Below are 8,761 nucleotides of genomic sequence, written 5' to 3' on the forward strand. Positions count from 1 at the left end.
TTCCTGGAGCAAAGACAATTGCATGTGGACTATGGGTGGCACAGGGAAGCAAGAATGAATCTGATAGTAACAGTGGTTTATCACATCTTGTAGAACATTTGGTTGTTAATCCGGTTACTTCCGGAAACGAAGTATATCAAAGACTTATCGAAGAGGCGACGAACAGCGGAGTGGTATATAACGCAGCAACAACAAAAGAGTATACTTGTTTCTATTTCACTGGTCTATCGAATACTCTTGATTTATGCGTAAAGTGTCTTTCTAACATTGCTATGAATAATAGAGTGTTTCCAAAAGATATGTTTGAAAATGAAAAAAAGTTGTTATTCAGGAAGCTAATAAGCCAGCAATTCTGCTGATAGAGTTGTTGAATGAGTTGAAGTAGATAAAGTATAATGTCCATGAGCATTGTTTCCTTTCTTTGGGAATGTTGGTTTGGCGATTGACATTATACCAAAAAGGGAGGTCAATGCTCTTTTTATTTTGAACGCCCGATAAATCAAGGTTTTAGAACTAAAAATGGGTAGTAAATTTGACACTACCCATTTTTAGGAGGTACAAAAGATGGAAATGCTATTTACATCAGGTGGAAACTGGCTAGAATGGTGGGACAAAATTTTTGGTGGACATTAGGTTTGATGGTAAATATTGTATCCATAATACGGGTTAAATAGGTGAAAGCAATAAGTATTATTTTTGTCTACGGTTAAAAATAACGGTGTAATCTATCAGCATTATCAAGGATAGTAATTGTGCCTTATAAGATCGATATCTGGGAGTGGATACAATCATTTATAATAATAGACGGAAAGGAGATTGAGATGAAGGTTATCAGGAATTTTAATGACCAGGAAAACACAGTAGAAGTAAAGCTGGCAGCTGGTTCATGCAGTCATCTTGGTGGATGCAGAGTTATAAAAAGTGTATAATATCTTGCACTAACAAGAAAGAACAGGAGAAAGAAAATCCGGCAGTTGCTAAGCATAAAGTCAAATCGGTAGCTGCCGGTTTTTTTATTATTTAGATGAAAAGCACATATAATCGTTAAGACGTAATACCCGTTTAAACGCTAGAAATGAACCTGTTTTTGCATGGAATATATCTGGCACATGATAGTTGTAAAAAGGTGGCTTTATAGAATACATAAAGTGAAATGTCTGGGATTTTGATATGAAAAAAATCACAAAATACAGAGAACTGATAACGTTGGATGAGCATCTTATTTTGTATAATCTTATAAATGGGAGCCTTTTGGAACTTGATAATAATACATATGAAAGGTTCTCTAATCTTGATAGTGATGAATTGCAAAAAGTTCTATCTGATGATGAAATTGAATTGCTTAATAATACCGGATTTATAGTGGATGATAAAAATATAAGTGATTTGAATCAACTTACTTATCATAAATCCAAGTACAGTGACGGGAATATTATTAAGATTGATATTCCAATTACTGATGAATGTAATTTTGTTTGCCCTTATTGCTTTGAAAAAGACTGTAGAAAAAGCAGTGAAGGTTGTTGCGCTGAACAAGAGTCGATGGAACGTGAAGAGTTTCTTGACGAATTACTTCTTTATTTGGAAAACAGGATAACAAATACTGTCAAAGAAATACAAATTGTCTGGTATGGAGGCGAACCGCTTCTTGAGCAAAAGTTAATAATACAGTATGGAAAGCAACTTGAAGATTTTGGAAAAAAACATAATATAAAAATATCTCAAGCCATTGTGACTAATGGCTTCTTGCTTAACGAGAGACTTATTTATGAGCTGGCTCAGTTTAATATCTCTTTTATCCAGATAACACTGGATGGACCGGAAGAAATTCACAACCGCACAAGAAACCTTACGGTACCAGTGAATTCATATCATGTTATATTGAAAAATATAAGCAAGGCGCTAAGAGCCGGCTTGACTATAATTATACGAGTAAATGTTGACAAGAAAAACATAGTGGCTGTGAATCAACTTATTGATGACCTTACTTGCTGTGATATACACGAATACATAGGAAAGACGTTGTTTATTGATCTTGCAAGAATATTTGGCTCAGAGGATAGTTTTGATCTGATGAGTTATGAAAAAGCTATAAGAGAACTGACCATTAAAGCATGCAGACTTCATTTTATGAAACCAATGGTTCAAATAGGATCGCTGAATGCTTTTTGTGCCGCTGAGTGTTCTAATTCAAGTTATGTTATAGATTATAACGGAAATATGTATAAGTGTTGGAATAATGTGTTTAATCGGGCAAAAATAATTGCTAACATCAGAAATGTCAACAGAAGTTCAGCTGAGCTGATTCAAAAAGAGTCGAAAGTTGTAGAAGATGTTTCACTGGATAACCTTAATGACAGAAAGTGTTTTTCCTGCAAATATGTTCTCTATTGCCAGGGAATGTGTCCATTTGTTCGGAAGCGCATATTTAAGAAAACTGAGAATGATCAATATCATGAATATACAGTAAACTGCATGGACGTGATCAGAGAAAGGATTAAGACTTCTATCGGTTCGTACTTTGCATCAATACAGCAATAACAACTAGTGTAGTGCCTCGTTGACGATTAATCAAAACTCGCCCCTGTTATAGAACAGCGTATGACGAGCTCAGTTTGCTCCTTGCATCAGCGGTTCTGAATTGCCAGTTTACAGTTGCTTGATTTTTATTACGCTCATCCTCCCATGCTTCCAATTCGGATCTGAAATCAGTTATGTTGTCGATTCTTCGACCCAGACACTGTCTTGCCATTACATTTATTTTTATTTCTGCAATTTCAAGCCAGCTACCATGCTTGGGAGTGTAATGTATTTCTAACCTCTGTAAGATTGTAGAAAAAACTTATATATAGGAACTTGACTCTAATGATAAAATTTCTTAACTTGTTTACCACGTTGTTCAAAAAACTGCCGTCCAATTATCGTTTGTACTTTTGTGTTTATACAATAATCAATATTATTATTGATTGTTTATCTATGCTTTTGCCATTATTATACTCGAAGGTTATTGATGGTTTGTACCTGGCAAAATTTGATAACGCGGCTATTTTGTTATATTGTATATGTTCTATAGTAACAGCTACTGTTTCCAAAATATTCAGCATGATGAACATTGTGATAAAAAATCAAATAAAACAATTATTAACGTCTCTGGTATTAAGAAAAGAAATTGACAAAAATAAAGGCGATAGTACTCTGTTATCACATAATATGGAAGAATTGACGGAAGTCTTTGGAGACTATATTTTTACTATTCCCTCTTCAATATTGTCTGTTCTTATTGCTATGACACTTATAACTGTTAATTCCTTTCGTGTATTTTGTATAGAAATCATATGGATTCTATGTTTTGCTGTGATTACAAAATATAAGAATAAAAAGGTAATACCGGAGTCGCAAAAAGCGCAGAATTACTATACTGAGATTAATAATTCCCTGGGAGATGATCTGGTAGGAGCAGAGGATATTCAAATAAATAACAGCAAGGACTGGGTTTTGGTGCGTCAAAAAAACGCATTAAGAAAATATGACAGATGTTCACGCAGATATTATGTATATTCGGCCTTGACAAATATAATGACAGACCTTATGAATTCAGTATTTTATATATTGGTTGTATTTGCGGATTTTCATGGATTCCTTCTGCATTACTATACATTTGGAATTGCAGTCGTAATAAATGAATATAACAAAAAGATTTTTCAGTTCCTTTCCGGATTTGCTCAAGATGTTTCTTTTGTTAATTCATTTATTCCGCATATGGAAAAGATTCTGCACTCATTAAGCGATAGAACAGACAATAATGTAGACAATTATTCTTACGACAACTGCAAAAATGGAGATGTAATCATAGACAAGGTTTGTTTTAAAATATCCGATGAAGAAGCTGGAATGATTGACGCCATTATTTCTCAAGGTGACATAGTTGCGATAACAGGTGATAGTGGCAGCGGAAAATCGACATTTTTAAATGTAATGACCAATCGAAAACAGAAGGAGTCAGGAAGGATTGTAGTAAACCCAAATATAAAAGTAGCATTCTGTGAGCAAGAATCATTTCTGCTTAATGACTCAATTCAAACGAATATGTTTATTGAAGATGATGATGAGAATAAAAACAAACGTCTTGACGAATATCTTATTATTTTCGGGTTAGATAAGAAGCAATTATCAGATAAAATAGGTGATGGCGGTAAAAAAATATCAGGAGGGCAAAGGTCAAAACTCACATTGATTAGAACCCTACTTACAGATGCTGATGTATATATATATTTGACGAACCACTGACTGGAGTTGATGAAAAAGGTAAAAAAGAAATATTTAAATTCTTGATCAATGAATTATCTGGAAAAACAATAATTTTTACTTCGCATGATATGAATATGATTAGATGTGCGAATAAAAGAATTAATATTCAGAAAATATAATAATAGTTGATCTGAGTACAGGAGAAAACATTGGACAGAATAATATATATTAAAAGTGTTTTTAAGATAAAATATATTATTGCGGCATTATTAACAATTATTGGATATCTGTTATTATGCCTTGCGGATACATTTGTGCCAATAATTTATGAGAAGATATTGAAGACATTCATTAGCATGGAACTGAATGCAATGCTGTTTTGTATATGGATTGTTGCTGATATAGTAATTGTAATTGCAAAGAGGACAGTGGAGTATCTGAACAGTATTATAAATTTGGAACTATTTGGCGAGATGCATGACTATCTCTGTGAAAAATATTTTAACTTTGGCAGTACAGAGATTAAAGAAAAGGGAGCGGGATATTTCAGCAATCTTCTTACATTTACCGGAAAAAAGGTTGCTGATCTGTTTTTGATTGCAAATTTACAGTCGGTATTCAAACTGTTTACAGTTATACTAATGATAATAGTTATTTTTACAAGAAACTATGCATGCGGATTATTAAGTGTTTTATTTGTTGCAGCGGTAGTTTTCCTGGCACGCAGAGGGAATCATCTTTACATGAACTGGGCGGGTGACTATCAGACTGATCAATTGAAACTTTTTAGCTTTTGTAGGGATATTATAAGAGGTGCTGGTACAATTCGTTTGTTTAAAAAACAGAAGTATATGGTTTCAAGGTTCGACGAAAGAAACAGCGTCCAGATAGAATCTTCAATAAAGGCAGGCACTCGTGATTTTAAGTATTTTTTTGTCTATATAGACGGCTTGAGATTGATTTATAGCCTTTCCATAATGGGTATCGCATTTAATGCAGCATACAGTGGCGCTAGTTCAATAGCCACGTCATTGTTGATCATTTATTATTCGGAATTGATAGGTCAGCCTATTCTCGAACTGGCATTTGCCTTAGATAATATAAGAGACTCGCTAACAGCAATTGATGTCATTAAGGAATCCACAGATAATATGTGTGATAGGACAGAAGTTGAATGTGCGTATAATATCAGGGATATAGAACAGGTTAGGTTTGAAAAAATATGTTTCAAAAATCAAGATAATAGTATTTTGATGAAAGATTTTAACTGTATAGTTCAAAAAGGAGGAGTATATTATCTGTCAGCTGATTCCGGCAAAGGTAAAACATCACTTCTAAATGCTTTATTAGGATTAAGAAAGGATTATGCAGGAGAAATTCTGATTAATGGATGTGATGTGAGGAATATTGACATCAGGAGCTTGTATGATAATATTGGAATGTTGCTGCAAAAAGCACATATTTTTAAAGGCTCAATCAAAGAGAACATATGCATGGGAGATATGTCAGATATGAACCTATATAAAAGAATGATAGAGATCATGGATATAGCATATCTCGAGGGCAGACTGATTTCTGAAGAAACGATATCAGGTGGAGAAAAAAGTAGAGTACTTCTTGCAAGATGCCTTTATCAAGGTAGAAATAAAAATTTTTTGATTTTTGACGAACCACTTGAAGGCGTTCAAAAAGATATGATTAGTGATATTATAATGCTTCTTGAAAAATATATCAAAGATAAAACAGTAATACTTGTTTCTCACTCTCACGAAGTTGTAAAAAATTTTCCTAATGCTCTGGAGATTGCTGTAAAGTGAGTGGAGGACACAATGGCAAAGATAGAGATTAAAAATCTTACTTTTGGTTATGAAGACAGTTTTGATAATGTATTTGAAAATGCTTCTTTTTCATTCGACAGCAGTTGGAAACTTGGGTTGATAGGAAGGAATGGAAAGGGGAAGACGACGCTGGCAAAACTTCTTGCAGGAGAAATGGATTACAGCGGGAGTATAGTGTCAGGAGGCATTTTTTTTGATTATTTTCCTTATGAAGTCAACGAAGATATTCTTAGCATCAACGCTGGTGATGCTATCTTTATTTGGAAAAGTGACATCCAGGTGTGGCAGGTGATTTGTGAGCTCAATAAGTTGGGAGTAGACCCTGAGATACTTGACAGAGCTTTTGAAACACTAAGCCAAGGAGAAAGAACCAAACTGATGCTTGCTGTTTTGTTCTCGGGGCAGAATAGGTTCCTGATTATTGATGAACCTACCAATCATCTTGACCATGAAGCCAGAATAGCAGTTGTTAATTATTTGAGCGGTAAGAAAGGATTTATTCTTATTTCTCATGACAGGAACCTTTTGGATGAAATCGTTGATCATGTTCTCGTGTTGAATCGCAAGACTATTGAAGTCCAGACAGGTAATTTCTCAAGCTGGTGGAATAATAAGAGTAAGCGGGATACATTTTTGGAAGCGGAAAATCAGAAACACATAAGAGAAATAAATGCCCTCAAAAAAGCAGCGGATAAATCAACGAGATGGGCACAGGCAAATGAAAATACCAAGATTGGTTTTGATCCCGTTAAAGAACATGATAGATATAAGGACACAAGGGCTTTTATCGGCGCAAAAACTAAGAAAATACAAGCAAGGGTCAAAAACTATGAGAAGAGGATTGCCAAAGAGATAGAAGAAAAGGAGGGGTTGTTGGATGATATAGAGAAAACTGATGAATTAAAGCTGTTGCCTCTGAAATATCATAAAGAAAGCCTCATTTATGCGAATGATCTTTGCTATTCCTATCCAGGGAGTCCAAAAGACATACTTACTGATTTTTGCTTTGAAATCAAACAGGGTGAACGTGTTTTTCTGAATGGAGGAAATGGATCTGGAAAGAGTACTTTTATCAAGCTCATTCTGGATGCTCGCAAGGGATCTGGAAGGATGCATCTTGCGTCTGGCGAACTTCATATAGGATCAGGGTTGAAAATATCGTATGTCAGTCAGGATACTTCTTTTTTAGAAGGCAGTCTGAAAAAATATTGTGAGCAAAAAAAGATTGAAGAAAGCCTAATGCTTGCAATTTTGAGACAGCTTGGAATGAACAGAACTCAATTCATTAAACCGATTGAGTCATTTTCCGAAGGACAGAAAAAAAAGGTGTTAATTGCAGGAAGCCTTGCGGAGTCAGCTCATATATATATTTGGGATGAACCTCTTAATTATATTGATGTGTTTTCGAGAATCCAGATTGAAAAACTGATACTTAAATACGAACCCACAATGCTTATTGTTGAACATGATAAGACGTTCCGAGACAATACAGCTACAAGGATAATTGACTTTTGATCTCTCCCAACCTGATTGCTCTTAGTTCTCTGGATATTTAACCCTCATAAGATTGTCTCTCGAAAAAATAGTTACTGTTCACGGTCCAATGTCAGTAAGTTAAGGAGACATACATTTGAAAGAATGACTACAAACCATAACGTAGGCTCACTTCTGGCAGACCAAAATGCCGTGTTTAGAAAAAGAAGTAGCAAAGATGGTGAAGATGTTACTGTTCACACCCCTGAACTGCGCATTTACTGCGCAGTTACAGGTGGGTAAAGTATATTGTGCCAGTGAGGGAGCTTCGCCGAAGGCGAACTGAATTGCGACCGAGCGTTACTGTTCGCAGGTCCGAGACCTGTGAACAGTAACGTGAAGATAAGAAAATCAAGGCATGACAAAAAGACAGATTTATATCCGCCTCAAAAAGCTGTATTATATTAGTTGGTCGTCGTCTGTGCTTATGCTGTGCGATAAATAAAATACCGCGGTTTTCGGAAAGGGGCTGTCTGCAAACGGTTGTACTGCTTTTCTTCCTGGATAGGTATCAGCTCTCTTGCGAGGAGAGCCATCACATCAATTGGGTTTTCCTCTGCGGACGGGCGGAGGAACTTTTGAGGGTTTTGGGCATGATAATTATGCCTTGCTTTCATTTTAAGCAGTGAGTGTTGAAATTGTATTGACTAATGCGATTATGCTTTTTGAATTCCTTTCTTTCTTTTATGTGGTTTTTAGAAGAGAGTTTAGAAAGCTAACACGGCAAATGTTTTTATGTATAGCTGCGTGGGTATTACTTTGGGGTGTAGCAATGATGGCAGGATTTGATTGGCAGCGTTCAAGTGTCAGTCCGGTTCCTGCTTTTTTGCTGATATATATTTTGGTAGTGTCAAGTGACCTATGAAAGAATGAGCTAAAAAGAAAAAGGCTCAAACGAACCTTGAAAATGTAGATATTGATACCGAAAAGCTCTCCGAGGGCTTAGGGCGCCGCCCTAAGAACCTGCAAGGGACCAGTCCCTTGACCCAATCAGCGGGCTCTGCCCGCACCCGTCCTCGCCGGAAGCAGGCCAGCAAGCACACTTGCTGACCAGGGATGCAGGATAATCCGTGAACCTTATGTCAAGGAACTTTCGCGGCATATCCTCGCCGGTCTTGCCGGCTCCGGTATTCCACGGTTTC

Annotated in this window: 6 protein-coding genes and 1 pseudogene; 6 read left to right on the forward strand and 1 reads right to left on the reverse strand. The window is 35.8% G+C overall.

Annotated elements, in window-relative coordinates; translation table 11 throughout:
* Positions 1–35 precede the first annotated feature (35 nt).
* The 3 genes from G634_RS19440 to G634_RS0114470 all read left to right on the forward strand — a co-directional run bounded on the left by G634_RS19440 (position 36) and on the right by G634_RS0114470 (position 2,541).
* Positions 36–359, forward strand: coding sequence for an insulinase family protein (locus G634_RS19440; RefSeq protein ID WP_442855648.1), 324 nt, complete (start codon positions 36–38; stop codon positions 357–359).
* 393 nt (positions 360–752) lie between these two features.
* The gene (locus G634_RS21275; RefSeq protein WP_155830605.1) at positions 753–929 is read left to right on the forward strand and encodes a hypothetical protein; all 177 of its coding nucleotides are present in this window, start codon (positions 753–755) and stop codon (positions 927–929) included.
* A 241-nt stretch (positions 930–1,170) separates the two neighbouring features.
* Positions 1,171–2,541, forward strand: coding sequence for a radical SAM/SPASM domain-containing protein (locus tag G634_RS0114470; RefSeq protein WP_081676655.1), 1,371 nt, complete (start codon positions 1,171–1,173; stop codon positions 2,539–2,541).
* A 46-nt stretch (positions 2,542–2,587) separates the two neighbouring features.
* On the opposite strand, the pseudogene G634_RS21665 reads toward G634_RS0114470, so the two are convergent.
* A pseudogene (locus G634_RS21665) lies at positions 2,588–2,821 on the reverse strand (IS630 family transposase); the annotation flags it as partial.
* A 44-nt stretch (positions 2,822–2,865) separates the two neighbouring features.
* Here G634_RS21665 and G634_RS0114475 point away from each other — a divergent pair.
* The 3 genes from G634_RS0114475 to abc-f all read left to right on the forward strand — a co-directional run bounded on the left by G634_RS0114475 (position 2,866) and on the right by abc-f (position 7,601).
* Entirely contained in the window at positions 2,866–4,287 is a 1,422-nt protein-coding gene (locus G634_RS0114475) for an ATP-binding cassette domain-containing protein (protein ID WP_081676656.1), read from the forward strand.
* A gap of 170 nt (positions 4,288–4,457) precedes the next feature.
* Positions 4,458–6,065: an ATP-binding cassette domain-containing protein gene (locus tag G634_RS0114480; protein ID WP_026505871.1), complete on the forward strand. Its 1,608-nt coding sequence runs from the start codon at positions 4,458–4,460 to the stop codon at positions 6,063–6,065.
* Positions 6,066–6,077: 12 nt separating this feature from the next.
* The gene (gene abc-f / locus G634_RS0114485) at positions 6,078–7,601 is read left to right on the forward strand and encodes a ribosomal protection-like ABC-F family protein (RefSeq protein WP_026505872.1); all 1,524 of its coding nucleotides are present in this window, start codon (positions 6,078–6,080) and stop codon (positions 7,599–7,601) included.
* Positions 7,602–8,761: the final 1,160 nt, after the last annotated feature.

The sequence above is a fragment of the Butyrivibrio sp. NC3005 genome, from assembly GCF_000424545.1.
GTDB lineage: Bacteria > Bacillota > Clostridia > Lachnospirales > Lachnospiraceae > Butyrivibrio.

Excerpts from the sequence above, each read along its gene's own strand:
- G634_RS0114470 (WP_081676655.1), top strand. The coding sequence starts at position 1,171 with ATGAAAAAAATCACAAAATACAGAGAACTGATAACGTTGGATGAGCAT.
- G634_RS0114475 (WP_081676656.1), top strand. The coding sequence starts at position 2,866 with ATGATAAAATTTCTTAACTTGTTTACCACGTTGTTCAAAAAACTGCCG.
- abc-f (WP_026505872.1), top strand. The coding sequence starts at position 6,078 with ATGGCAAAGATAGAGATTAAAAATCTTACTTTTGGTTATGAAGACAGT.